The sequence below is a fragment of the Noviherbaspirillum sp. FW303-A3 genome (assembly GCF_058788695.1).
On the sequence record NZ_JBYTAZ010000001.1, the window covers coordinates 397,296 to 420,755 of the forward strand.

The 23,460-nt window shown below is 60.5% G+C and carries 25 protein-coding genes; 7 read left to right on the forward strand and 18 right to left on the reverse strand.

Features of this window, described 5'->3' with window-relative positions; translation table 11 throughout:
* Position 1: 1 nt before the first annotated feature.
* Together AC3WOY_RS01880 and AC3WOY_RS01885 are read right to left on the reverse strand one after the other, a co-directional pair.
* Positions 2–910: a 2-dehydro-3-deoxygalactonokinase gene (locus AC3WOY_RS01880; protein ID WP_492420681.1), complete on the reverse strand. Its 909-nt coding sequence runs from the start codon at positions 908–910 to the stop codon at positions 2–4.
* Between the two features lie 28 nt (positions 911–938).
* Positions 939–1,724 (reverse strand): SDR family NAD(P)-dependent oxidoreductase, encoded by a 786-nt coding sequence (locus tag AC3WOY_RS01885; protein ID WP_492420682.1) that lies wholly within the window; start codon positions 1,722–1,724, stop codon positions 939–941.
* Positions 1,725–1,818: 94 nt separating this feature from the next.
* Between AC3WOY_RS01885 and AC3WOY_RS01890 the strand changes: the two genes are divergently transcribed.
* From AC3WOY_RS01890 to AC3WOY_RS01900, 3 genes are read left to right on the forward strand one after another with little or no spacing between them, the layout of a single operon-like run.
* Positions 1,819–3,540 carry an IlvD/Edd family dehydratase gene (locus tag AC3WOY_RS01890; RefSeq protein ID WP_492420683.1) on the forward strand — a complete coding sequence of 574 codons (1,722 nt, stop codon included), beginning with the start codon at positions 1,819–1,821 and terminating at the stop codon, positions 3,538–3,540.
* Between the two features lie 15 nt (positions 3,541–3,555).
* Positions 3,556–4,428: an SMP-30/gluconolactonase/LRE family protein gene (locus AC3WOY_RS01895; RefSeq protein ID WP_492420684.1), complete on the forward strand. Its 873-nt coding sequence runs from the start codon at positions 3,556–3,558 to the stop codon at positions 4,426–4,428.
* Between the two features lie 9 nt (positions 4,429–4,437).
* Positions 4,438–5,334 carry an aldose 1-epimerase gene (locus AC3WOY_RS01900; protein ID WP_492420685.1) on the forward strand — a complete coding sequence of 299 codons (897 nt, stop codon included), beginning with the start codon at positions 4,438–4,440 and terminating at the stop codon, positions 5,332–5,334.
* On the opposite strand, the gene ldcA is transcribed toward AC3WOY_RS01900, so the two are convergent.
* From ldcA to guaB, 8 genes are all read right to left on the reverse strand, one after another.
* A complete protein-coding gene (ldcA, locus tag AC3WOY_RS01905) occupies positions 5,317–6,234 on the reverse strand; it encodes a muramoyltetrapeptide carboxypeptidase (RefSeq protein ID WP_492420686.1) in 918 nt (305 codons plus the stop codon). The two genes, AC3WOY_RS01900 and ldcA, sit on opposite strands and share 18 nt — an antisense overlap.
* Before the next feature lie 233 nt (positions 6,235–6,467).
* Positions 6,468–7,379, reverse strand: coding sequence for an alpha/beta fold hydrolase (locus AC3WOY_RS01910; protein WP_492420687.1), 912 nt, complete (start codon positions 7,377–7,379; stop codon positions 6,468–6,470).
* A 170-nt stretch (positions 7,380–7,549) separates the two neighbouring features.
* Positions 7,550–8,044, reverse strand: coding sequence for a tRNA adenosine(34) deaminase TadA (gene tadA, locus AC3WOY_RS01915; RefSeq protein WP_492420688.1), 495 nt, complete (start codon positions 8,042–8,044; stop codon positions 7,550–7,552).
* 1 nt (position 8,045) lies between these two features.
* Positions 8,046–8,495, reverse strand: coding sequence for a 6-carboxytetrahydropterin synthase QueD (gene queD, locus AC3WOY_RS01920; protein WP_492420689.1), 450 nt, complete (start codon positions 8,493–8,495; stop codon positions 8,046–8,048).
* A 5-nt stretch (positions 8,496–8,500) separates the two neighbouring features.
* Positions 8,501–9,136 carry a 7-carboxy-7-deazaguanine synthase gene (queE, locus tag AC3WOY_RS01925; RefSeq protein WP_492420690.1) on the reverse strand — a complete coding sequence of 212 codons (636 nt, stop codon included), beginning with the start codon at positions 9,134–9,136 and terminating at the stop codon, positions 8,501–8,503.
* Positions 9,137–9,249: 113 nt separating this feature from the next.
* Positions 9,250–10,830, reverse strand: a complete 1,581-nt coding sequence (gene guaA, locus AC3WOY_RS01930; protein WP_492420691.1) for a glutamine-hydrolyzing GMP synthase — start codon at positions 10,828–10,830, stop codon at positions 9,250–9,252.
* A gap of 16 nt (positions 10,831–10,846) precedes the next feature.
* Positions 10,847–11,866 carry a sensor domain-containing diguanylate cyclase gene (locus AC3WOY_RS01935; RefSeq protein WP_492420692.1) on the reverse strand — a complete coding sequence of 340 codons (1,020 nt, stop codon included), beginning with the start codon at positions 11,864–11,866 and terminating at the stop codon, positions 10,847–10,849.
* A gap of 33 nt (positions 11,867–11,899) precedes the next feature.
* On the reverse strand, positions 11,900–13,360 hold the full coding sequence (guaB, locus tag AC3WOY_RS01940) for an IMP dehydrogenase (protein ID WP_492420693.1): 1,461 nt from the start codon (positions 13,358–13,360) through the stop codon (positions 11,900–11,902).
* 152 nt (positions 13,361–13,512) lie between these two features.
* On the opposite strand from guaB, the gene AC3WOY_RS01945 reads away from it, so the two are divergent.
* The gene (locus AC3WOY_RS01945) at positions 13,513–14,016 is read left to right on the forward strand and encodes a DUF4124 domain-containing protein (RefSeq protein WP_492420694.1); all 504 of its coding nucleotides are present in this window, start codon (positions 13,513–13,515) and stop codon (positions 14,014–14,016) included.
* Positions 14,017–14,050: 34 nt separating this feature from the next.
* Here the strand turns inward: AC3WOY_RS01945 and AC3WOY_RS01950 are convergent, their stop codons facing one another.
* Positions 14,051–14,344 (reverse strand): RnfH family protein, encoded by a 294-nt coding sequence (locus AC3WOY_RS01950; protein ID WP_492420695.1) that lies wholly within the window; start codon positions 14,342–14,344, stop codon positions 14,051–14,053.
* A complete protein-coding gene (locus AC3WOY_RS01955) occupies positions 14,337–14,768 on the reverse strand; it encodes a type II toxin-antitoxin system RatA family toxin (RefSeq protein WP_492420696.1) in 432 nt (143 codons plus the stop codon). The genes AC3WOY_RS01950 and AC3WOY_RS01955 overlap by 8 nt, the downstream gene beginning before the upstream one ends.
* 67 nt (positions 14,769–14,835) lie before the next feature.
* On the opposite strand from AC3WOY_RS01955, the gene smpB reads away from it, so the two are divergent.
* The gene (smpB, locus tag AC3WOY_RS01960) at positions 14,836–15,285 is read left to right on the forward strand and encodes an SsrA-binding protein SmpB (RefSeq protein ID WP_492420697.1); all 450 of its coding nucleotides are present in this window, start codon (positions 14,836–14,838) and stop codon (positions 15,283–15,285) included.
* Positions 15,286–15,294: 9 nt separating this feature from the next.
* Here the strand turns inward: smpB and AC3WOY_RS01965 are convergent, their stop codons facing one another.
* The 3 genes from AC3WOY_RS01965 to ppsA form a co-directional block, all read right to left on the reverse strand.
* Entirely contained in the window at positions 15,295–16,221 is a 927-nt protein-coding gene (locus AC3WOY_RS01965; RefSeq protein WP_492420698.1) for an SPFH domain-containing protein, read from the reverse strand.
* Between the two features lie 14 nt (positions 16,222–16,235).
* Positions 16,236–16,691 (reverse strand): NfeD family protein, encoded by a 456-nt coding sequence (locus tag AC3WOY_RS01970; protein WP_492420699.1) that lies wholly within the window; start codon positions 16,689–16,691, stop codon positions 16,236–16,238.
* 234 nt (positions 16,692–16,925) lie between these two features.
* A complete protein-coding gene (ppsA, locus tag AC3WOY_RS01975) occupies positions 16,926–19,283 on the reverse strand; it encodes a phosphoenolpyruvate synthase (protein ID WP_492420700.1) in 2,358 nt (785 codons plus the stop codon).
* Positions 19,284–19,525: 242 nt separating this feature from the next.
* Here ppsA and ppsR point away from each other — a divergent pair, with 242 nt between their 5' ends.
* Both ppsR and AC3WOY_RS01985 read left to right on the forward strand, forming a co-directional pair.
* A complete protein-coding gene (gene ppsR, locus AC3WOY_RS01980; RefSeq protein WP_492429141.1) occupies positions 19,526–20,374 on the forward strand; it encodes a posphoenolpyruvate synthetase regulatory kinase/phosphorylase PpsR in 849 nt (282 codons plus the stop codon).
* A gap of 162 nt (positions 20,375–20,536) precedes the next feature.
* Entirely contained in the window at positions 20,537–20,908 is a 372-nt protein-coding gene (locus tag AC3WOY_RS01985) for a hypothetical protein (RefSeq protein ID WP_492420701.1), read from the forward strand.
* A 4-nt stretch (positions 20,909–20,912) separates the two neighbouring features.
* On the opposite strand, the gene AC3WOY_RS01990 is transcribed toward AC3WOY_RS01985, so the two are convergent.
* The 3 genes from AC3WOY_RS01990 to lpxB are packed head-to-tail and all read right to left on the reverse strand — an operon-like array spanning position 20,913 to position 23,460.
* Entirely contained in the window at positions 20,913–21,701 is a 789-nt protein-coding gene (locus AC3WOY_RS01990) for a TrmH family RNA methyltransferase (RefSeq protein ID WP_492420702.1), read from the reverse strand.
* Entirely contained in the window at positions 21,698–22,327 is a 630-nt protein-coding gene (rnhB, locus tag AC3WOY_RS01995) for a ribonuclease HII (RefSeq protein WP_492420703.1), read from the reverse strand. The genes AC3WOY_RS01990 and rnhB overlap by 4 nt, the downstream gene beginning before the upstream one ends.
* Positions 22,324–23,460, reverse strand: a complete 1,137-nt coding sequence (gene lpxB / locus AC3WOY_RS02000) for a lipid-A-disaccharide synthase (protein ID WP_492429143.1) — start codon at positions 23,458–23,460, stop codon at positions 22,324–22,326. Before lpxB ends, rnhB begins: the two co-directional genes overlap by 4 nt.

Here is a 23,460-nt window from a genome sequence, read left to right on the forward strand (position 1 = left end):
TTCACCCGCACATATTGAACAAGGCGCGCAAGGCAGCCATATACACACCATCCGGTTGCCATGCCCGGGCCTTGAGGCCGAGCAGCTCCAGCGCACACAGGTAGCGCGACGAAAGCGCCGGGCTGCCGATCACCTGCACAGGCGCCGATATGGTGTCGCCCGCTTTCTTGACGATCTCAAACAGTTCCGTGCCGATGAGGAGCCCGGAAAGATAGGAAGCCGCATGCGAAGCAGGCATCATGTCGGACACGACCATCGCACGGCAGCAAAACGCCGTATGCGTAAAACCTCCCTGCCGCGCCGCGCGCAGCCCCGCTGCGAACGCCTCCTGCACGGACTCTTGCGACGAAATGACCTTGGACAGCGTCCCATGCTGCGACATCAGCGCATACAGTTCGCCGGTCATGAACGTCATGAATTCCGTGATCCGGCCCTTGTCGACGTGTACCCACTTGCTGTGCGTCCCCGGCAGCAGGAACCAGCCGCCGGATGCGCTCAGCTCGAGCGCGCCCAGCACCTGCACCTCCTCGCCGCGCATCACGTCGGGCAGGCCGTGCGGATCGATGTAGCGATATCCGGGAACGATACGCACACGCGTGCCGGGCATGGATACCTGCACCGGGATCATTGCTTCCGACAGGCGCGACAGCGGGTGCTCGACCGAAAGGTACGGCGCTTCCTTCCATCCATTCCGGCTGCCCACCATGCCGGACATGACGACATCCGCCCTGTCGATCTCCAGCGCCTCAAGGAGTGCCTTCAGCGAGGCCTCGAATCCTTCCTTCACGTTCAGGATGCCGCAGTCGTCCTCGTGCTGGCGGATCAATCCGCACCGGTCATCCAGCACATATGCCCTGCGGTTGCTCGTTCCCCAGTCGATGCCGAGGCGTGTGGTCGATTGTCCTGTCATGGTCTTCCTGTTGAAATGCGCGCGCTCGTCATGCCCAGCCACCGTCGACGATAAACTCCTGCGCAGTGCACATGGAGGCATCGTCCGATGCCAGGAAGAGCACCATGCGCGCGATGTGGTCGGGCATGAGGCGATGCTTCAGGCATTGGCTGCGGTCGATGAGCTTTTCGCCCTCTTCGTCCAGCCACAGGCTGACCTGGCGCTCGGTCATCACCCATCCGGGCGTGACGGTGTTGACGCGAATGTTGAATGGGCCGAGATCACGCGCCAACCCGCGCGTCAGGCCGCTCACGGCTGCCTTGGTCGTCGTGTACACGGAATAGCCGCCATTCCCGAGATGCCAGCTGATGGAGCCCAGATTGATGATGGCGCCTCCGCCCTGCCGCTTCATGCCGTCGACGACAGCCTGCGCGGCAAAGAACATCGGCCGCTGGTTGATGGCGATGCAGTTGTTCCAGAACTCCGGCGTGACATCCTCCGGCGCATGCCTCTGGTCATTGCCGGCGTTATTCACCAGCACATCGAAATCGCCCATGCTGTCGGCAAGCGTGCGGATCGTATCCTGCAGCGCCGGGATATCGCGGATGTCGCACTGGCGAAATACGGGCTTTTCGGCACCCTCGATAGCCAGCCGTTCACACAGCGCCAGGCTGGCATCAGCAGCGATATCGATAAATGCAACCTTTGCGCCCTGTTCGGCAAACGCACCGACAATTGCCTCGCCGATCCCCGAACCACCGCCAGTGACGAACACACGCTTGCCGCTGAGGCTGTAGTAGCGCGCGAGTCCTTCCTTCTTGCCCAGTGCCGACATGATTTTCTCCTGAACTTTCGATCCCACCGCAAATCAATATTGATGCTGAGTCGAAACCTTCCCGCCGCCGATCAAAGAATCCGAAGAGAATCCCATGACCCACCCCATCAAGAAACGCCGCAGCCAGGCATGGTTCGAAAAGCAGGATCGCGACGGCTTCGTCCATCGCAGCTGGACGCAGAAACCCGGCTATCCGCCCGATGCCTTCGACGGTCGCCCGATCATCGGCATCTGCAATACCTGGTCCGAATTAACTCCCTGCAACAGCCACTTCCGCGAACTGGCCGAATTCGTCAAACGCGGTGTACTTGAGGCAGGCGGATTCCCTCTGGAGTTCCCCGTGATGTCTCTCGGGGAAACACAGCTGCGGCCGACAGCCATGCTGTTCCGCAATCTCGCGAGCATGGACGTCGAGGAATCCATCCGCGGCAATCCCATCGATGGCGTCGTGCTCCTGATGGGCTGCGACAAGACGACGCCGGCGCTGCTGATGGGCGCGGCGAGCTGCGGGCTGCCGACAATAGGCATCTCGGGCGGCCCCATGCTGAACGGCAAATTCCGCGGCAAGGACATCGGTTCCGGCACCGGCGTATGGATGATGTCGGAGATGGTGCGCGGCGGGCTGATGACGCAGCAGGAATTCACCGACGCGGAAGCGTGCATGAACCGCTCTGCCGGCCACTGCATGACCATGGGCACGGCCTCGACGATGGCCAGCATGGTCGAGGCGCTGGGCATGTCCCTGCCCGGCAATGCGGCGATTCCCGCGCCGGACACGCGCCGCAACCGTCTCGCCCAAATGAGCGGCCGCCGCATTGTGCAAATGGTCGAGGAAGACCTCGGCATGGAAACGATCATGACGCGCGAAGCCTTCGAGAATGCCATCCGCGTCAATGCCGCCATCGGCGGATCGACCAATGCCGTCATGCACCTGCTGGCGATTGCGGGCCGCATCGGCATCGACCTCAAGCTCGAGGACTGGGACAAGATCGGCAGCCAGATGCCCTGCCTTGCCAACCTGCAGCCCTCCGGCCATTACCTGATGGAGGACTTCTACTATGCGGGCGGCGTGCCGGCAGTCATGCGCGAGATCCGGGCCATGCTCCACCTCGATGCACTGACGGTCAACGGCAGGACGCTGGGCCAGAACATCGAAGACGCCCCCTGCTACAACCGCGACGTCATCAAGACCATCGATGAGCCTTTCAAGGCCAAGGCGGGCATTGCCGTCCTCAAGGGCAACCTCGCGCCCAACGGCGCGGTCATCAAACCGTCGGCAGCATCGTTGCATCTGCTGAAGCACCGTGGCCGTGCCGTCGCGTTCGAGTCGATCGAGGATTTTCGCGCGCGCATCGACGATCCGGCGCTCGACATCGACGAGAACTGCGTGATGGTGCTGAAGAATTGCGGCCCCTGCGGTTATCCCGGCATGGCTGAGGTCGGCAACATGCCCTTGCCGGGCAAGATCCTGCAAAAGGGCATCACGGACATGGTGCGCATTTCGGATGCGCGCATGAGCGGCACGGCGTATGGCACGGTCGTTCTGCATACCTCGCCAGAAGCCGCAGTGGGCGGCCCGCTTGCACTGGTGCGCAATGGCGACATGATCCAGCTTGACGTCGGCGAACGCAGTCTGCATCTGGAGGTGAGCGACGAGGAACTGGCACGCCGCAAGACGGAATGGGTCGCCCCGGACATGCCCGCACGCGGCTATGCGAAGCTGTATGTGGACCATGTGCAGCAAGCCCATCTCGGCGCAGACCTCGACTTCCTTGTCGGGAAGAGCGGTGCTCCCGTGCCGCGTGAATCGCACTGATGGCGGAGGCCGCGGATGAATACACCGGAATGCATATGGAACGCGCATGCGCAGCTCGGAGAAGGCCCGATGTGGTCTGTCCGCGAACAGGCCTTGTACTGGGTCGACATCCTGGGCCACCGCCTGCACCGCTACTCGCCGTCCGAAGGACAACACACATGGCAGTTCGACGAGGAAGTGACCGCCGTCACCGAACGGGCGGAAGCCGATGATCTGATCATCACGCGCCGCCACGGCTTCGCCCGCTTCGATCCGAAAACCGAGAAGCTCGTCCCCCTGCTTGAGCTTGAAACAGACATTCCAGGCAACCGCTTCAACGACGGAAAATGCGACCGGCTCGGACGCTTTTGGGCAGGCACGATGGACTTCGACTGCGAGCAGGCCACCGGATCGCTTTACTGCCTCTCGCCGGACCTGCGCTGTGAACGCATGGATTCCGGCTACGTCGTCACCAACGGTCCGGCATGGTCGGCCGACTACAGCACGATGTACCACAACGACAGCGCCAATGGCCGGGTGTATGCCTTCGATTTCGACCTGAAATCGGGCGCTATTGCCAACAAGCGTCTCTTCCTCCAGTTCAGCAAGGAGGATGGCTCGCCCGATGGCATGACGACCGATGCGGACGGCGGCCTCTGGATCGCGCACTGGGGGACGGGCAAGCTGACGCGTCACGATCCGCAAGGCAATGTGCAGCACACCATCGATTTTCCCTGCAGCCAGATCACCAGCTGCGCTTTCGGCGGTCCGGGCTTCCGGACGCTCTACATCACCTCGGCAGCGAACGGCCTGTCCCCCGGGCAATTGGAACGCGAACCCTTGGCCGGCGGTCTATTTGCGCTGGAAATCAATATCGCCGGCCTCCCGGCCAACCAGTTCCGAGGATGAGGCACGCAGATGACGGCTGCAATCATTACCCTTGAAAATGAAACGCAACTCCTGCAACTTGCGCCGGAGATGGGTGGCAGCGTCACCGCATGGGACTGGAAGGCCGGCGGACAGGCTCAGCCCCTGTTCCGGCCGTGGGATGGCGGCTCCGGCGACCGTTATACGCTGGCATGCTTCCCTCTCGTGCCGTGGTCCAACCGCATTACCGGGGGCGGATTCGAGTTCGAAGGAAAGTTTTACCAGATCCACGCCAATCGCACGGAAGAACACTACCCGATCCATGGCAGCGGCTGGCTGCTGCCATGGAAGGTCGCCGAGCGCGAGGACGGGCGCATCAAATTAGCGCTGGAATCACGCGGCTTTGACGGTACGCCCTATCACTACCGCAGCACGGAAACCTTCCTGCTGCTGCCGGATGGCCTGCAGATCGACCTGACGGTCACCAACCTGGGCACTAAGACCATGCCCTTCGGGCTTGGCCTCCACCCATACTTCACGCGGAACAAGGAAACCCGCCTGATGTTCAAGGCGGAAGGCGCCTGGCTGTATGGCGAAGAGCCGATTCCGACCGAACACACGACCTCGTTCCCCGCCAGCTGGGATTACAACCGCTTCGCTGCGCTGGAAGGGCCGATGATCGACGCCTGCTATACAGGATGGAACGGCAAGGCTGTCATCGACTACCCGGATCGCGGACTGTCGATCACCATGGTCATGCCCGACTGCAACGGCTACACGCTGTTCTACCGGCCGCCAGGCAAGGACTTTTTCTGCCTCGAACCGATCACCCACCCGATCGACGCATTCCATTTGCCGAACCAGCCCGGCCTTGCCTATCTGACGCACGGCGACAGCTTTGCCCTGCGGGCGAAGTTCCTGGTCGGCCCTTCAGTCGAGGGCGGTTAGCGAGGGGTAACGGCTCATGGCCAGGGTGCAGGCGCGACCATCGGATTGCAGGCGCGCGTGGCTTCCGACGGCCAGCGTTGCCTTGTCGCGGACGTGCCCGAAAGGCAGCCCGGAAATGACCGGCACACCCAGGCGTCCCCGAAGGTAGGCGAGCATGGACTCAAAGTTATAGCCGTTATCGTATTCGGTCAGCGCATAGCTCGAAAAATCCCCGAACACCACCGCCTTCTGGTCCAGCAGCCCGGCGTATTCCATCTGCAGCAGCATGCGCTCGATCCGGTACGGATGTTCGTTGACGTCCTCGATGAAGAGGATGCCGCCGTCGATACGGGGGAGATAAGGCGTTCCGACCAGATGCGTCAGCATGGTCAGGTTGCCGCCCCACAGAACCCCGGACACGTCCAGTTCAGGATTGCCCTCTGCCTCGAATGCAATTGTGTGGGACGGTCCCTCGATGCAGCGCCAGAATTGCTCCATCGTGAAATCGCTCGGATCATCCCTCGAGAAATCGATGCAGACCATGGGGCCGGCAAAGCTGGGCGTCCCGCCATGTCCCAGCAGCGCCATGTGCAGCGCCGTAAAGTCGCTATGCCCGACGAACAGCTTGCCGCTGGACGCAAGTAGTGAAAGGTCGATACCGGGAAGGATGCGAGACAGGCCGTAGCCACCACGCAGCGCCATCACGACCTGCACCTCCGGATCCGATGCCGCCGCATGCATCTGCCGGAGTCGATCGTCGTCGGTGCCCCCGAATCGCTGGTGCTTCCTCTCCGGGTCGTAGAACTCGTGCACGGTGCATCCGTGCGCGCGCAGTCGTTCAATGCCGCGCGCATAACTGCATGGGTCGGGCGCATAGCCGCTCGGCGCAACGATTGCAACGCCGATATTGGTCCTGTCCATCTCCGGAGTCTTTCGGTTTGCCTCGAAAAGGCTATTGTAGAGCAAGCCGGAAGTCCTGCCGACGCTGGCGGATCAGAAAACGCCGAAGCGCTGCCCACGCGCCGGGGCGAGGTAGGGGGTTCACACCTGCGGTTCCCCGGAGCGACTTGATGCGGGATACCGCCTCCGAAAAATTCAGCAATTGGGCCAACGATTCATCTCCTTCCTTGAAATCGGCAACCGTTGAATCCCCGCTATGCGCTACGCACTTCCGGTTCGCGGCCAAGCTTGCAATGGGCAGTGATCATGCCTGACAAGGTAGCGTCGAGCGCGGGAGGGAAATCATGTCCCATCCCTTCGATGACTTTCAGCGTCGAGCCGCGTACCAGATGCGCAACGTCGCGGCCGCATGCCAGCGGCACAAGCGGATCGTCCGTACCATGGATGACCAGGGTCGGCACCTTGATCGTGCGCAGGAGCGCCCCCTGGTCCCCGGAGGACGCAACGGCCATCATCTGGCGCGCGGTTCCGCTCACGCTCACCTTTCGACGCACGCTTTCGGCCACACGCCTGCGCAATTCCGGTTCCGGCACCGGATAACGGCTTCCACCGAGCACCCGGAACAGCTCCATGTTATGGTCGATCACACTGTCGATGTCGCGCGGGTTCTTCGGCCGCGAAAACATCGCATGGCTGGCCGTCATGGCAGGACCGGGCAAGCCCGGACGACCGCTGGTTGACATGATGGAAGTCAGGGTCAGGACGCGCTCCGGATAACGACCCGCGATAATCTGCGCAATCATGCCGCCCATGGACGCGCCGACGATATGGGCCTTTTCGATACCGATGGCATCGAGCAGGCAGACTGCATCCTTCGCCATGTCGTACAGCGTATACCCGCTGAACAGAGGCATGTGGAACAGCGATTTGAAGAACGCCATGTGCAGGTTGGGCTTGCCGAAGTGTTCCATCTTGCTCGACAACCCGCTGTCGCGGTTGTCGAACCGGATGACGCGGAATCCCTCGTCAGTCAGCCCCTTGCAGAACGCATCCGGCCATGAAATGAGCTGCAGTCCCAGCCCCGCGATGAGCAGGATGGGCTCCCCCTTGGGGTCACCCTGTACGTCGTAGGCCAGCTTGATGCCGTTAGCTTCAGTGAATGGCAAAGGTGTTCCTTCACGGTTGTTGCGTTGCTGCTGCATTCGCCTGGTGCGGCAGTCAGCGGGGGGCTGCAATCCCCATGCCGAGCCGGAATGAGCGATGCCGGAAGGGCTAATGGCAGCACGCGTGTAATTTCAGCACGCGCCGATGGAAAAATTTCCCTGCGACGCTGCGCTCAATCCTGCTTGCTGCCAACAGCCTGGTCGATCAGCTTTTGAGCCGCCCGTCGCCGTTCGGCAAAAAATTCCTTCAGCAAGGTGCTGCATTCCTCAGCCATCACTCCACCGGTCACTTCCGTATGGTGGTTCAGCTTTTCCTGCTCGAACAGGTTGACCACGGAACCGCACGCACCCGTCTTGGGATCGGGCGCACCAAAAACAACCCTTGCAAGCCGGGCATGCATCATGGCGCCGGCACACATGGCACAGGGTTCAAGCGTCACATAGAGCTCGCAGCCCGGCAGCCGGTAATTCCCGAGGATTTCCGCCGCTGCGCGCAGCGCCATGATTTCGGCATGCGCGGTCGGGTCGTGCGTCCCGATGGGCTGGTTGAATCCTGTCGCGACGATCTCTCCATCCTTCACCACCACCGCGCCGACCGGCACTTCGCCCAATGCCCAGGCATTATGCGCCTGGGAAATCGCCTGGTGCATGTAGATGGAGTCGTGCATGTCAGTCATCCGCCGTAATCTCGGCCCAGCAATTCGGGGTTTCATGCAGGACCAGCTTGTGCAAGCGCAATCCTGTGCCGTAGTGGTCCTTGTAAACGGCGCGCAAAATGTTGAACGCGGTCTGCGCAAGGTTCTCCACGGTTGGAATGCTGTCGATGATCACGGTCTTGTGGCCTGGAATGCTTTCGAGAAACTCGCGCACCGCCGTGTCCTTTGCATAGGCAAGGAAGGCGTGGTCCCAGACGTCGACCAGATGCTGCTTCGCCAGTGCCTTCACGTCCGAAAAGTCCATGATCATGCCGTTGTCGGAGCTGCCCTCCTCGCGGACGATATCGCCGACGAGGGTGATCTCGAGCGTGTAACGGTGGCCGTGCAGGTTGCGGCACTGGCTCTTGTGGTCGGGAATCCGGTGGCCGGCATCGAATTCGAGCTTGCGGGTAATGGTCAACATGGTATTCAGGGTATGTGCAGCAGCTTGTGAGTTTGCAGGCTCAGTTTCCACTTCGGGTTGTTGCGGCACGTCTCGATGGCGAGACGGGTGTTGCGCTCCGCATCCGGGCCATCCATCGGCTGCAGGTAAAAGTGCTCGAAGTCGAGCGATTCGTAATCGGCGATGTTCTGGTTCGCCTGCGGGATGACGACCTTCAGTTCGTTTCCACGATGCACCGCCAGCTCGGAACCCACCTTCGGGCTCACGCACACCCAATCCACACCTTCCGGGACGGGGATCGTGCCGTTGGTTTCGATTGCGATTTCAAATCCCCTGGCATGCATGCCGGCGATGAGCGCTTCGTCGATCTGCAGGAGGGGTTCGCCGCCCGTGAAGACGACAAACTTGCTCTTGGCGTATGACGCAGGCCAGAGGGCATCGATCTGGTTCGCGAGGAGGTCGGCGTCCGCGTACTTCCCGCCGCGCTCGCCATCCGTGCCGACAAAATCCGTGTCGCAGAATTTGCAGATGGCCGACGCACGGTCGCTCTCCCGGCCAGTCCACAGATTGCATCCTGCAAACCGGCAGAACACTGCGGGACGTCCCGCATGCGTTCCTTCGCCCTGCAAGGTGTAGAAAATTTCTTTGACGCTGTAGGTCATGGCGATTCCAGACGCGGAAGCGGCACATGCCGCGAGCCGTGACACCGGCTTTCGCCCGCGCACGGCTCCTTTCCATACTGTTCAAATCCGGCCGGAGGCCGGGGCGGGAATGCTTATTCCCATTCAATCGTTGCAGGCGGCTTGCCCGAGATGTCGTACACGACACGATTCAGGCCGCGCACCTCGTTAATGATGCGGTTGGACACCTTGCCCAGCAAATCATGCGGCAGGTGCGCCCAGTGCGCCGTCATGAAATCCTGCGTCTGCACGGCGCGCAGCGCCACCACGTAGTCGTAGGTCCGGCCATCGCCCATCACGCCGACGGATTTCACCGGCAGGAAAACTGCGAATGCCTGGCTGGTCTTGTCGTACCAGGAACGTCCTTCCTCGTCGACGGTTGCGCGCAGTTCCTCGATGAAAATCGCATCGGCGCGGCGCAGCAGGTCGGCGTATTCCATCTTGACTTCGCCAAGAATGCGCACGCCCAGGCCCGGGCCGGGGAACGGATGGCGGTACACCATGTCGTGCGGCAGGCCGAGCGCCACGCCGAGTTCGCGCACCTCATCCTTGAACAGTTCGCGCAGCGGCTCCAGCAGCTTCAGGTTCAGGGTCTCGGGCAAGCCACCCACGTTGTGATGGCTCTTGATGGTGTGCGCCGTCTTCTTGCCCTTGCCGGCGCTTTCGATGACGTCGGGGTAGATCGTGCCTTGGGCCAGCCACTTCGCATTCTTCAGCTTGCCGGCTTCTGCCTGGAAGACTTCCACGAATTCGCGGCCGATGATCTTGCGCTTCGCTTCGGGGTCGGTGACGCCGGCCAGCTTGCCCATGAACTGTTCGGTGGCGTCCACATGGATCACCTTCACGCCCAGGTTCTTGCCGAACATGTTCATGACCATCTCGCCTTCATTCAGGCGCAGCAGGCCGTGATCGACAAACACGCAGGTCAGCTGGTCACCGATCGCACGATGGATCAGTGCCGCCGCCACGCTGCTGTCGACGCCGCCGGACAGGCCGAGAATCACTTCCTCGTCGCCCACCTGCTTGCGGATCGCTTCGACGGCTTCGGAGATGTAGTCAGGCATGTTCCAGTCCGACTTGCAGCCGCAGATTTCATGCACGAAACGCCCGAGGATGGCCTTGCCCTGCACCGTGTGCGTCACTTCCGGATGGAACTGGACCGCATACAGCTTGCGCTCCTCATCCGCCATCGCGGCGATGGGGCAGTTGTCGGTCGATGCCATCAGCTTGAAACCCGAGGGCATCTCGATAATCTTGTCGCCGTGGCTCATCCAGACCTTGAGCATGCCGTGGCCTTCGGAGGTCACGAAATCGCTGATGCCGTTCAGCAGCGCGGTATGGCCGCGTGCACGCACCTCGGCGTAGCCGAATTCGCGCACCTTGCCCATCTCGACCTTGCCGCCGAGCTGTTCGGCCATGGTCTGCATGCCGTAGCAGATACCGAGGACCGGCACACCGGCCTCGAATACCGCCTTCGGCGCGCGCGGCGTGTCGCCCTCGGTCACCGAGTTCGGGCCGCCGGACAAAATGATGCCGGACGCGCCGTAACTGCGCACAAAGTCGTCGCTGACATCGTAGGGATACACCTCGGAGAACACGCCGGCTTCGCGAACGCGCCGGGCGATCAGCTGGGTAACCTGGGAACCGAAATCGAGAATGAGAATTTTGGAGTGCATGGATGTGCTTCTGCTATCAGGATAAATCTGGTGTCGCGGTAATGACGCGGTTGCGTCCCGCATCTTTCGCCGCATACAGGGCCATATCGGCCCTGCTGATCAATTCTTCGGTGGTCGCCGATGGAAACAGGTCCGTGGACGCAATGCCCGCACTGATGGTCAGGTTCAGCGCCACGCCGTTGATACTCTCCGGCTGCGCGGCAATCGTCGCCCGCATGCGCTCGGCCACCGCCGTTGCCGTCTTGTGCGAGGAGCCCGGCAACACAATCAGGAATTCCTCACCGCCGTACCGCCCCAGCGCTTCCTGCGGACGAATGCAGGAGCGCAACCTGCTCGCCACCTTCACAAGGACCGCGTCGCCTGCGGGATGCCCGTAGGTGTCGTTGATCTTCTTGAAGTAATCCAGATCCGCGACAATCAACGACAGCGGGACGTTGGCCTTGTCGCACCGGATCGCTTCGATCGTCAGGATTCGCATGATCGCTCCGCGGTTCCACGTCCCGATCAGCGGATCGATCAACGACTTGCGGCGCAAATTCTTGTTCTTCTTCTCCAAAGCGAGCTGCGACTCGTTCATCACCCGCAACTCAAGCTCGCGCTCGACCAGCGCCGCCAGGTCAGCCAAGGACTGCTTCTCGCCTTCCCTGAATACCGGCCGAGGGGAATAATCGACGAGGCAGATCTTCCCCGCAAGCGACTTGTCCGGGTTGTAGACCGGATGGGACGCATAGAACCGGATGTGCGGGTTTCCCGCCACATACCGGTGCTGCCCGAGGGACCGATGCACGAGGGTATCAGCCACGATCACCGGATCTTCGGATGCCGAGATCTCGTGACAGAACGTTGTTTCGATCTCGGCCATCGAGCCTGCCACTTCAGCTGCAGGCGGCGTGCCGCCAAAGACGATGATGCAGTTCGACACGTCGAAGAGTTTCTTGCCCAATCGGCGGATACGCTGCAGCTGCGGGTCGCCATCGCACTCCGACTGGCCGGCCAATGCGACTGCGTCAACGCGTGCGGGGCTCTCCGCCGTCATCAAACCGCTCCTTCGGCAATCGGACCGGAACGATCAGTCCGCACGGTAGTTCGGCGCTTCTTTCGTGATCTGCACATCGTGCACATGCGACTCGCGCATGCCGGCCGATGTGATTTCCACGAATTCCGCCTTTTCGCGGAACTCATCGATCGACGCGCAACCGCAGTAGCCCATCGAGGAACGCACGCCACCTACCAACTGGTAAATGATCGCCAGGACGCTGCCCTTGTACGGCACGCGGCCTTCAATGCCTTCGGGAACCAGCTTGTCGGCGTTGTTCGCCGCATCCTGGAAGTAGCGGTCTGCCGAACCTTCCGACATCGCGCCAAGGCTGCCCATGCCGCGGTAGGATTTGTAGGAACGCCCCTGGTAAAGAATGACTTCACCCGGCGCCTCCTCGGTGCCCGCAAACATGCTGCCCATCATGACGCTCGATGCGCCTGCCGCAAGCGCCTTGGCAATGTCGCCCGAGAAGCGGATGCCGCCGTCGGCGATGCACGGAATGCCTGTGCCCTTGAGCGCTTCGGAAACGTTCGAAATCGCAGTAATCTGGGGAACGCCGACGCCTGCGACGATACGCGTGGTGCAGATCGATCCCGGGCCGATGCCGACCTTCACACCGTCCGCGCCATGCTCTGCCAGCGCGATCGCAGCAGCGGCCGTCGCGATATTGCCGCCAATGACGTCCACTTGCGGGTAGTTGGCCTTGACCCACTTCACACGGTCCAGCACGCCCTTGGAATGGCCGTGCGCGGTATCGACGACGATGACGTCGACGCCGGCCTTGACCAGGAGGTCGATGCGCTCGTCGTTATCGGGACCGACGCCGACTGCCGCGCCCACGCGCAGCTTGCCGTGCTCGTCCTTGCTTGCATTGGGGTGTTCGGTCGCCTTCTGGATATCCTTGACAGTGATGAGGCCGCGCAGCTCGAACGAGTCGTTCACCACCATGACACGCTCCAGGCGGTGCTTGTTCATGAGACGCTTGGCTTCGGCGAGGTCGGCGCCTTCCTTCACGTACACCAGTTTCTCGCGCGGCGTCATCTTGGCGCGCACCTCGGCGTCCAGGTCCTCTTCGAAGCGCAGGTCGCGGTTGGTGATGATGCCGACTACCGTCTTGCCTTCCACGACCGGAAAGCCGCTGATGCCATGCTGCTCACGCAACGAAATCACGTCACGGATGCGCATCGTCGGCGGAATCGTGATCGGGTCGCGCAGCACGCCGGACTCAAAGCGCTTCACCTTCGCCACTTCCCGGGCCTGCTCCTTCGGCTTCAGGTTCTTGTGCACGATGCCAATGCCGCCTTCCTGTGCCATCGCGATCGCCAGCCTGGCCTCGGTCACGGTATCCATCGCGGCGGACAGCAGCGGGATGTTCAGCGTGATATTGCGCGACAGGCGCGTTTTCAGGGAAGTGTCTTTGGGGAGGATGTCCGAGTGTGCGGGGACGAGCAGCACGTCATCGAACGTGAGTGCTTTCTGGAGTAGACGCATAGTGATTCCTATAGGCGCAAAAGCGGATTATACAGTAATCCATCCAGTACGTCGTTTTTACATGCAATCCAGGAATAACAAGGGCGCCGTTTCATTGACAGCCTGGATAAAGCATGGCGAAATCCCCCTATCCCCTTAATCGAAGGAATCCGATGAAGCGTGTGCCGTTGCTGAACATCCTGGCCATCTCTTTGACACTGCCTGCCCTCCTCTTGCCGCCCGCGGCTCTGGCGCAGTACATCTGGCTTGACGAAAAGGGAACAAAGCAGTTCTCCGACATGCCGCCCCCGCCGTCGGTGCCGCGCAGCCGGATCCTGAAGCAGCCGGGAGGAGCTCCCCCCGCCGCTCCACAGGAGGCCGGCGAGGACAAGCCGGCCGCGCCGGCGAAGGCAGAGCCGACGATGGCGGAAAAGAATGCCGACTTCCGGAAGCGGCGAACGGAACAGGCCGAGAAGGAAAAGAAGGCCGCGGAAGAAGCCGCCCGCACAGCAGAGAACGCAAAAAACTGCGAACGCGCACGGGAATACCAGCGGTCGCTTGAGTCGGGGGAGCGCATCTTCCGCACGGACAAGAATGGCGAACGCGCCTACTTATCAGATGAACAACGCGCACAGGAAACCCGGGATAACAGGCGCATCATCGCCGAATGCAAGTAAGCCGCCCTCACCCAGATACAACAAAGCCCGGTTTTCACCGGGCTTTTTCACTCTTTTTTTCCGCACGCTTGCGCCTGGATTCCTTCGGATCGGCAACCAGGGGCCGATAAATCTCGACCCGGTCTCGTTCGCGCAAGCCGGCATCAAGCGGCTTGAGTTTTCCGTACACCCCGACCTTGCAGTGCTCAAGGTCGATCTCCGGCACTTCACACAACATGCCGCTCCGCTCGATCGCAGCCTGGATCGTCGCGCCAGCATCCACTTTCACTTCAAGGAGGATCTGCCGGTCCGGCCGCGCATAACAAACCTGCACGGAGATGTCAGCCATACACGGCCTCCGCCCGTTTGCAGAAGGAATCGACGAAACTGTTCGCAATCATGTTGAACACCGGCCCGATCACCTGCTCCAGGACTCGGCTCGAAAACTCGTAATGCAAGTCGAAATCGATCTTGCACGCATCCTCGCGCAAGGCCTTGAATGTCCAGGTGCCATGCAAGTGCTTGAAGGGGCCTTCCAGCAAGGTCATCGTGATCGATACCGGCCGCACATGCAGGTTCTCCGTGGAGAATGTCTGCTTCACGCCATGGTAGTTGATCTGCAGCGTGGCAATGACCTTCTCGCCATCGCGCTGGCGAACTTCCGTTCCGCCGCACCACGGCAGGAACTTCGGATAGTCCTCGATATTGTCGACCAGCGCAAACATCTGCTCCGCACTGTATCCAAGCAATACCGACTTATGAACGACAGCCATGCAAAATTAACCGTTTGTTAGAATACGAGATTCGAATTTTAACTGACCCGCACTGTTTCCCATACACATGACCATTGTTGATAATAAAAAAGCCTTCCATGATTATTTCATCGAGGAGCGCTACGAAGCCGGCATGGTGTTGCAGGGGTGGGAAGTCAAGTCGATCCGCGCGGGCCGCGTGCAGTTGAAGGAAGCCTACGTGATCGTGCGCCAGGGAGAAGTGTTCCTGTTCGGCGCGCATATCAGTCCGCTACCTACCGCCTCCACGCACATTCATCCCGACCCCGTCCGCACGCGCAAGCTCCTGCTGAATGGCGACGAGGTCAAGAAGCTCATCGGCAAGGTCGAGCGCGCAGGCTATACCCTCGTCCCGCTGAACCTGCACTACACCCGCGGCCGCATCAAATGCGAAATCGGCCTCGCGAAGGGCAAGAAACAGCATGACAAGCGCGAGAGCGAAAAGCAGCGCGACTGGCAACGCGAACAGCAATCGATCCTGAAACAGAACCGCCGCTGACCGCGGCGATCACGCCCCTTTCTGCGATTTCACCACCTGCATCGCGCCAGCGATCAGTCCGCTGATATCGCTCATGTTGGCGGGCACGATCAGGGAATTGTTGGTCTTTGCCAGCTGCGAAAATGCACTCACGTATTGCTCGGCAACTTTCAGGTTGACCGCATCCGAACCGCCCGGTTCACGGATCGCAGCGGCGGTTTTCCGAAGCGCCTCCGCGCTCGCTTCGGCGATCGCAAGAATGGCCGCCGCCTGGCCTTGCGCCCGATTGATCGCCGCCTGCTTGTCACCCTCGGATTTCGCGATCGCGGCCTCGCGTTCACCAGTGGCGATATTGATCTGCTCCTGCTTCCGGCCTTCCGACGCGGCAATCAGCGCACGCTTTTCCCGTTCCGCGGTGATTTGTGCCTGCATGGCGTGCAGGATTTCCTTCGGCGGCGTCAAGTCCTTGATTTCATAGCGCAGCACTTTCACGCCCCAATTCGCCGCCGACTCGTCGATGGCGGATACGATCGCCTTGTTGATGTGCTCCCGCTCCTCAAAGGTTTTGTCGAGTTCCATGCGGCCGATGACGGAACGGAGGGTCGTCTGTGCGAGCTGCGTGATGGCCGCGATATAGTTCGATGAACCATAGGAGGCACGCATTGCATCGGTCACCTGGAAATAGAGGATGCCGTCCACCTGCAGCTGCGTATTGTCTTTTGTGATGCACACCTGGCTGGGTACGTCGAGCGGGATCTCCTTCAGCGAATGCTTGTACGCCACGCGATCGATAAAGGGCAGCACGATGTTGAGCCCGGGGCCAAGCGTCGCGTTATATTTTCCCAGCCGTTCGACAACCCATGCATGCTGCTGCGGCACGACATTGATGGTCTTGATGACGAATACCACCGCGACGATAAACAGAACCAGGCTGACACTGCCGAAACCGAAATCCATCTTGTCCTCCGTTCTTATTGATTGATTGTGCCGGGCTCCGCGACAACGAGCCGATTGCTGCGCACCTCGCGAATGACATAGGCGCCAGGCCTTGCCCGCGCACCGGCGTCCAGCTCCACGTCCCACATGGCGCCGCGATACATGACCCTGGCAGTCTGTATACTCCCCTGCTCTCCCGACCATTCGTCGACAACGAGCGTTTGCCCGATGTCGAGATTCACGTTCGGGTCGCGCTGCGCATCCCGCCTTGCAGTTTTACCCCACTTGCTGCGCCGAAGTCCATAGGTGGCGATGACGCCGACAACCGCGGCAGCGGCGAGCTGCGCCGCGGCGCTCGCATCCGCAAGCGCCGCCACCCCGCCTGCAGCAAAGCCGAGAGCGATCATCAGCAGGTAAAACGTGCCGGTAAACATTTCCAGCACGACGAGCACTCCCGCCAGGACAAACCAGGCAATCCAATCAGTCATCATGTGCTCCTGTTCAACCCCTTATCCGTGGACCGCAGAAAACAAAAAGCCCCCGCGGCCCAAAGGGCGACGGGGGCGCAATACAGAGGTACTGCTGTTTTTGTTGGTTATTGTTCGGTAACAAGTTGGCTCAAGTCTAATCGAAAACCCCGACGCATCAAATGTTTCAAGTCAGTTTTTTGCCGACTTACAACAGGTATTCCACTCCGAAACAACTTTCGACCAGACCTGAAGCCCTCAACCGGCCGAAGCCAGTTTCTGCCAGGTATCGATCACCGTGTCCGGATTGAGCGAAATGGATGCAATACCCTCCTTCATCAGCCACTCAGCGAAATCCGGATGATCGGATGGCCCCTGGCCGCAAATACCGATGTATTTGCCTTGGGCGCGGCATGCGGCAATCGCCTTCGACAGTAGTGCGCACACAGCCTCATCGCGTTCGTCGAAGTCCGCTGCGAGCAGCTCCATGCCCGAGTCGCGGTCCAGACCGAGCGTCAGCTGGGTCAGGTCGTTGGAACCGATCGAGAAGCCGTCGAAATGCTGGAGGAACTGGTCCGCCAGGATCGCGTTGGACGGCACTTCGCACATCATGATCAGGCGCAAGCCGTTCTCGCCGCGCTTCAGACCGTTCTTGGCAAGCAGGTTGACGACCTTTTCCGCCTGTCCGAGCGTCCGGACGAACGGCACCATGATTTCGACGTTGGTCAGGCCCATGTCATTGCGCACGCGCTTCATGGCCTGGCATTCCATTTCGAACGCTTCGGCGAAGTCGGCAGCCAGGTAGCGTGCGGCGCCACGGAAGCCGAGCATCGGGTTTTCCTCGTCCGGCTCGTAGCGGGAACCGCCGATCAGCTTCTTGTACTCGTTCGACTTGAAGTCTGACAGGCGAACAATGACGGGCTTCGGCCAGAATGCGGCAGCAATAGTGGCGATACCTTCGGCCAGCTTGTCGACGTAGAACGCGCGGGGCGAGGCATGGCCGCGGGCAACGGACTCAACCGCCTTCTTCAGGTCCGCATCGATGCCTGGATACTCCAGGATCGCCTTCGGATGCACGCCGATGTTGTTGTTGATGATGAATTCAAGACGCGCAAGACCCACGCCGCCGTTCGGAATCGACTGGAAGTCGAAGGCAAGTTGCGGATTCCCCACATTCATCATGATCTTCAGCGGCAGCGTCGGCAGTTCGCCGCGCGACACTTCAGTCACTTCGGTTTCGAGCAGGCCGTCGTAGATCTTGCCTTCGTCGCCCTCGGCACAGGACACCGTCACAAGCGTGCCATCCTTCAGCATATCGGTGGCATTGCCGCAACCAACCACTGCGGGGACTCCCAGCTCACGCGCAATGATTGCGGCGTGGCAGGTACGGCCGCCACGGTTGGTGACAATCGCCGATGCACGCTTCATCACCGGTTCCCAGTTCGGATCGGTCATGTCGGCCACCAGCACGTCACCCGGCTGCACACGCTCCATCTCGGATGGATCATGAATCACGCGAACGGGACCGGCGCCGATCTTCTGGCCGATTGCGCGGCCGGAAGCGAGCACCGTACCACTGCCCTTGAGCTTGAAGCGCTGCTGCGCATCGGTGGCTTTCTGCTGCGACTTCACGGTTTCCGGACGGGCTTGCAGGATATACAGCTTGCCGTCGCGGCCATCCTTGCCCCACTCGATGTCCATCGGGCGGTCATAGTGCTTCTCGATGATGACGGCGTACTTCGCCAGCTCGACGATCTCCTGGTCGTTCAGCGAGTAGCGGTTGCGCAGTTCGATCGGCACGTCCACGGTCTTCACGGAACGGCCGGCCTTGGCCTCGCCGGTGAATTCCATCTTGATCAGCTTGGAGCCGATATTGCGGCGGATGATCGGCATCTTGCCCTGTTCGAGCATCGGTTTGTGCACGTAGAACTCGTCCGGGTTGACGGCACCCTGCACCACCGTTTCGCCCAGGCCGTAGCTGGACGTGATGAACACGACGTCCTTGAATCCGGACTCTGTATCGAGGGTAAACATGACACCCGCTGCACCGACGTCCGAACGCACCATGCGCTGAACACCTGCGGAGAGGGCCACCTCGGAATGGGTGAAGCCTTTGTGGACGCGATAGGAAATCGCGCGGTCGTTGTACAGCGACGCGAACACATGCTTGATCGCCTCGAGGACGTTGTCGATGCCGACGACGTTCAGGAAGGTCTCCTGCTGGCCGGCAAAGGACGCGTCCGGCAAGTCTTCAGCCGTTGCAGACGAACGGACTGCGAACGACACCTCTGCCGACGAGTCGGCGACGAGGCGCTGGTAGAACTCGTGAATCTCCTGCTCGAGGCGCGGCTGGAACGGCGTATCGATAATCCATTGACGAATCTCGGCGCCGGCCTGTGCGAGCGCACGGACATCATCGATGTTCAGCGAGGCGAGGCGGTCGGCAATACGCTGCGCCAGCGACGTGCCATTGCTGCCGGCATGCGAAAGAAAATCCCGGAAGGCCTGTGCGGTGGTGGCAAAGCCGCCGGGAACGCGAACACCGGCGCCAGCCAGCTGGCTGATCATTTCGCCGAGCGATGCGTTCTTGCCGCCGACGGACTCGACGTCCGTCATTCTCAGGTTTTCAAATGACGCTACGTACGTAGCCCCCTGGGTTGCCCCGGTAGATACTGCGTTGGACATAACTACACCTATTTTGATGATGGAAAATCTGCATATGTGTCCTCGCCGCCACGCTCTTTTTGTTATTCTTCAGGGGCGCGATGTGTCATAAATTGCCTGTCATTCTACAGTGTGCCGCCGCAACTTGCCGGACACAATTTAGAACTTTTCATGATTTATAGTTGATCAACATTATGCCAGACCTGCCTGCCCACCTTTTGCCCCCTGCCGACCGTACGGTCTTCTTTGTATCCGACGGTACCGGCATTACTGCAGAGACCTTCGGGCATTCTGTACTCACCCAGTTCGAACTGCGTTTCAAGCAAATAAGGCTGCCCTTCATCGACACGCTCGACAAGGCATATGAGGCTGTGCGCGAGATCAATGAAGCCTTTGACCGCGACGGCAAGCGTCCGATCGTCTTTTCCACCCTGGTCAAGTCCGAGCTGTCGACCGTCGTGCGCCAGTCCAAGGGCATGCACATGGATTTGATCCAGACCTTCGTGGAGCCGCTCGAACAGGAACTGGGTGTCAAGTCGACGCATACCATTGGCCGCAGCCACAACATCGCCGATTCCGAGGATTACAAGAACCGGATCGAGGCGATCAATTTCTCGCTCGCCCATGACGACGGCCAATCCGACCAGAACCTTGCCGCTGCCGATGTCATTCTCGTCGGCGTATCACGTTCCGGAAAAACGCCGACCAGCCTTTACCTTGCCATGCAGTACGGCGTAAAAGCGGCGAACTATCCATTGATCCCCGAAGATTTCGAACGCGGGAAACTGCCCAGCGGCCTCGTGCCGTTCCGGAAAAAATTGTTCGGACTCTCGATTGCTCCAGACCGTCTTTCGGAGGTGCGCAACGAGCGACGCCCGGGCAGCAAGTACGCAGCCCTGGAAAATTGCCGTTACGAGGTGAACGAAGCGGAGAAGATGATGCGCCGCGAAGGCATACGCTGGATGTCTTCCACGGCGAAATCCATTGAAGAAATCGCCACCATGATCCTGCAAGAGATCAAATCCGACAGACGGGCCTACTAAACCGTATTTTCATCGGTTCAAAGCGCCGCGCAGGCCAGCCAGCGCGGCGCTTTTCTTTTTTAACTTTATCAACCTGACAACAAAATTTCGAAACTTACGCGAAACTTACATTCTTCTTATGGATCGATTATAAAGAGAGTAAGGATCACGGAGGAGACGAAAATGGATCTCGTACTGCTTGAGCTCGTATGCTGGGCTGGCTTGCTGTTTTTCTTCTGGGCGCTGAAGGAAGGCCTCAGCCACGTCGAATCGGATATCGAATCCATGGGACTGGTTCCCAATGGAAGGCACATGATGGCGCAAAGCGGACCGGTTCGCTTTGAGCGCCCGGAACGCGTCGAAGAATTGATCGGCAGCTATCGCGACACGCAGATTTTCCGGTACGCCGTCATCCACGGCCTTACCTATCAATTCGACCGGGTCTGCCCGCCGGATTCCGGAATGCGGCTGGAGGCCGACGAGCGATGCGTTGCTCCCGGTCTGGTGTACCAGGAATGCAATCCGAATTGTCTGCAGGAGAAAAGCGCCGGGTGAGACGCTAGCCGATAGTACGCTGCCTGACCTGTTCGAAAAGACAGACAGCGGCGCTTGCCGCAACGTTCAGTGACTCCACCGGTCCAAGATGCGGTATGGACACCGACTCGGTTGCCATGGAGAGCAACTCCTCCGAGACTCCCTGCCCTTCATGCCCGAACAGCCAAGCCGTGGGCTTGGTGAGATCCATGTCATAGATACGCCGGCTGGCGTGCGAACTGGTGGCGAGCACCGGGATGCGTGACGACCGGATCACGGCGGCAAGATCCACGTTCTCCGCAATCGTCAGGGTGAAATGCGCGCCCATCCCCGCGCGCAAGACTTTCGGCGACCAGGAGAAAACCGTTCCCTTGCTGCACAGCACATGCCGCACGCCTGCAGCCGCAGCCGAGCGAAGGATGGATCCAAGATTTCCCGGATCCTGGAGACCATCCAGAAGAACCGCGGATTCCGTCAGCACCGCAGGCGCATGAACCTGTGGCGTATCGACCACGAACATCAGACCGATACCATGTTCCACCTGGCTGATCGCCTGGTATAGCGGTTCGGTCAGGGCGATGCAGGTAACGCGTGATGCCTCACAGGCCTGCACGATCGCTGCGACTTCCGGATTCGCCGTCGAGTTCTCGCTCACCACGCAGAACGGCGGCTTCCCGACTTGACCCAGGTAAGCCTCGCACAGATGGACGCCATCGAGCAGCGACCGTCCAGCCTTGCGCCGCGCCTGGGCGCTAGTCGCAAGCTGCTTGAGATCCTTGTACAGAGGATTGTCCCGGGAGGAAATCGCCTTCATTTTCCCTCCAGCGCTACCGGGCGATCCAGCAGGGCGCGAACTGGTGCATACGACTTGCGGTGCACCGGCGAAACCCCGTGCAGCTGCAGACGTTCGAGATGCAAGGCGGTGGGATAGCCCTTGTGCTGGTCGAATGCGTAATGCGGAAACTGCTCGTGCAGCTTCATGAGCGACGCGTCACGCGCCGTCTTCGCCAGGATCGAGGCAGCGGAAATTGCCGCCACCTTGTCGTCCCCCTTGACGATGGCTTCCGATCGGATCGGCATCACCGGGCAGCGGTTGCCGTCAATCAGCGCCAGGGTAGGCACGGGCGACAGTCCCTCGATCGCCCGCCGCATGGCAAGCATCGAGGCCTGAAGGATATTCAATGCATCGATCTCGCTCTCCGAGCAAGACGCAATTGCCCACGCGAGCGCCCTCTCCTTGATCTGGACGGCGAGCTCGTTGCGCCTTGCTTCCGTCAGTTTCTTTGAGTCGCGCAGACCGTCAATCGGCCTGACTGGGTCCAGGATGACGGCTGCGGCAAATACTGCGCCTGCAAGCGGCCCGCGCCCCGCCTCGTCCACGCCGCACACCAGTTCGTCGTCAAAGCTGAAAAGAGACAGGCTGTCATTCTTCCTGGTCATACGCCGGCCTTCCTTCCGATCAGTTGCATTACCGCTTGTGCGCTTTCACGTGCCGTGTCGCGCAGCAGGGTGTGGTGCATTTCGGTAAACCGCTGGTACAGGCGAGCGCGAAGCGGCTCGTCCGTGAGCTGGGTCCAGAGTGCATCGGCCATTGCCTCCGGCGTAGCCGCGTCCTGCAGCAGTTCCGGAATCACGAATTCACGCGCCAGGATATTCGGCAAACCGATCCAAGGCTGGTATCCCATGTGCCGAAGGATTTCCCACGACGCGCGCATCATCTTGTAGGCAATCACCATCGGCTTCTTGAACAGGGCCACCTCCAGTGTCGCTGTGCCTGATGCCACGAGAACGGCGTCCGCGGCGGCAATGGCTTCATGGGAGCGCCCGGAGAGCAGCTCGATCGCGACATCGGCGAGTCCCGCCTTGTTGACCAGCTCGGTAAAGTAGGCACGCTGCCGGTCGCCCGCCATGGGCACGACGATGCGGATCGACGGATCACGGGAAACGAGGCGTTTTGCCGTCTCGATGAAGGCAACCGCGTTGTACTTCAGTTCCGACATGCGGCTGCCGGGCAGGATGGCCACGACTTTCACATTCAAGGGAAGGCCAAGCGATGCCCGTGCGGCACCCACATCGGGCGCCATCGGAATCACTTCTGCCAACGGATATCCGACATACGTCACAGGTATTCCCGCCTTGCGGTAGATCTCTTCCTCGAACGGGAAAACGACCAGCATGTGCGAGACAGCCTTTGCAATTTTCTTGATGCGCCCGCCGCGCCAGGCCCAGATGGACGGACTGATGAAATGCATGGTCGGGATGCCGGCCTGCTTCAGCGGCGCTTCCAGGCCAAAGTTGAAATCGGGGGCATCGACGCCGATGAATGCGGCCGGCGTCTCGGCGAGCAGCATGTCGCGCAGCGCATTCTGTATACCCTTGATTTCCCTGTAGTGCGCAAGCACCTCGAACAGGCCGCGCACCGACAGCTTTTCCATCGGCCAGTGGCTCTGGAAACCATACTCCGCCATCCGATGGCCACCGATCCCATGGATCCTGGCATCGGGCAGTTGCGGGCGTAATCCGGAAAGCAGCCGGCTGGCGAGCAGGTCGCCGGAACTTTCCCCAGCGACCAT